The following is a 2185-nucleotide window of genomic DNA, read 5'->3' as shown; positions in this document are numbered from 1 at the left end:
TCACAAGACTTATCCTTGCGGAGCAACTATTCAGCAATTGTTTGAGCAGCAAGTGGTACTTTGCCCGGATCAGATTGCTGTGACTCATGAAGACCAAAGTTTAACTTATGGTGAATTAAATAGATATTCAGAAAAGCTGGCACTCTTTATCAGGGAGCTATATAGAAAACAGAAAAATTCTGAATTACCTTCAGATACATTAATTGCTCTTTATTTTAATAAATCAATTGAAATGGTAGTTAGCATTTTAGCAGTATTAAAAGCTGGTGCTGCTTATGTTCCTTTGTCTCCAGAACATCCTAAAGAACGTATTGATTATCAACAAGAAGATACTAATGCTCCTCTTCTTCTTACTCAAGAAAGTTATTACCAACGCCTGAGTGAGTGGCTACCAGAGCTAGAGAAGGTTAATGGCATCATTTCAGTCAAACTGGATGCGCTTGCTAAACAAAAGTCACGGGAAATTCTGAATAACGGTTCCGAGCGTGACCTGGCCTATGTGATATACACCTCTGGGACAACCGGAAATCCAAAAGGTGTGATGATAGAGCATCGTTCAGTGGTCAACCTGGTTCGAAGTCAAACGGAAGCTCTTGATTTTGCAAACGACGAAAAAGTTGTTTGGTTACCGGCCTATATTTTCGATGGCGCTGTAGAAGTGTTATGGGTGACGTTATTGAACGGAGCTCATTTAATTATACCAACAGAAGAAGATTTACAATCACCCGAGTGCATCGATCGATATCAGATGACTCATCTGGTTGCTACCCCTGCATATTTGGCTGCACTTGGTCAGCTAGCCTCCGCACATAAAATTCGCAGAGTTGTATCGGGAGGAGATGTTTTTCCTGCAGAACTTAAAGCTCTTTGGGGAAGTAAGCTTGTAAATGTGTATGGGCCAACCGAAGCAACAGTTACTGCAACTCGTTGTTTAAATTACGCAGAGCATAAACAAAACAACCGCATCGGAAAGCCTATTGATAATGTAATGGTATATGTTTTGTCTCCGAATATGAAACCTGTTCCGATTGGATCTCCTGGCGAGTTGTATTTGGGGGGAATGGGGATTGCGCGTGGCTATCTGAATCAGGAAAAATTAACTCAAGAACGTTTTGTGAACAACCCGTTTGTGCCTGAAGGCGGTGAACGATTATATCGAACAGGCGATTTAGTTCGCTGGTTACCGGATGGAGATCTGGAGTATTTAGGTAGAGATGATAATCAAGTTAAGATCAGAGGGTTTCGGGTTGAGCTAGGAGAAGTCGAAGCCGCTATTCAGCAGCTACCTAATATCAGACAAGCAATAGTTATTAGTTACGAGCATGAACAGACAAATTACCTCATCGCCTATGTAGTAGCCGAGTCTTGCATGATGGTTGACCAACAAACTATCAAGCAAGCATTGTCGACTAAACTACCTTCCTATATGGTACCTACGGTAATTAGCCTGATTGACAAGGTTCCTCTTACCGTAAATGGAAAGCTTGATAGACAGCAATTGCCCCAGGTCGATCTTGCTGCTAGCAAAGAATATGTTGCACCTGAAAATAATTTACAGGAAAAGCTTTGCCAAATCTGGGCGTCTGTACTTGGATTAAAACGGGTTGGTATTACAGACAACTTTTTTTCCATCGGTGGTCATTCAATTAATGCCATTAGAATAGTTTCACTGATCCGACAACAGCTGGATATGGAAGTACCGCTATCACTATTTTATGCTAAAAGAACGATCGCGGAATTAAGCGAAGGACTAGGAAAAAATCAAAAAATCGAAATACCCAGGCTTGGTCTGGAAAGATACCCCCTATCGTTTGCTCAACAGCGCTTGCTCTTTATTGAGCAATTAGAGCAAGGTACTGATGCTTATCATATTCCATTCTTTGCTAAATTGAATTCGGGCACTGATTACCTTTTAGTCCGCACTGCGATTGAAGAAATTTGCAAGCGACATTCAATTTTATCAACTATCTATGTTGACAATGAGCAAGTCGTTCAAGCTGGAATCCCTTGCTGGGAGTCCGAGCAATTGAAAAGTCAGGAGCAATTAAATAAGTATCTTCAAAGTGCTATCAGTCAGCCTTTCGATTTAAGTTCAGAGCCAAGCATACGATTGAAACACTTTCAGTTATCAGGAACAAATTATCTGTTAATTGTCTGGCACCACATTGCTTTCGATGGCTGGTCC

General features: G+C 41.1%; 1 protein-coding gene. It reads left to right on the top strand.

All coding sequences use genetic code 11. The features are described from left to right. Positions 1-2185, top strand: a 2185-nt coding sequence (locus IYN84_RS20795; RefSeq protein WP_196141208.1) for a non-ribosomal peptide synthetase, incomplete at both ends; no start/stop codon positions are given.

Origin of the sequence: Aliikangiella sp. G2MR2-5 (assembly GCF_015687155.1) — a bacterium.
Classification (GTDB): Bacteria; Pseudomonadota; Gammaproteobacteria; order Enterobacterales; family Kangiellaceae; genus Aliikangiella.
The sequence above is the reverse complement of the archived record's forward strand: the minus strand, read 5'-3'. Positions and strand labels throughout refer to the sequence as shown.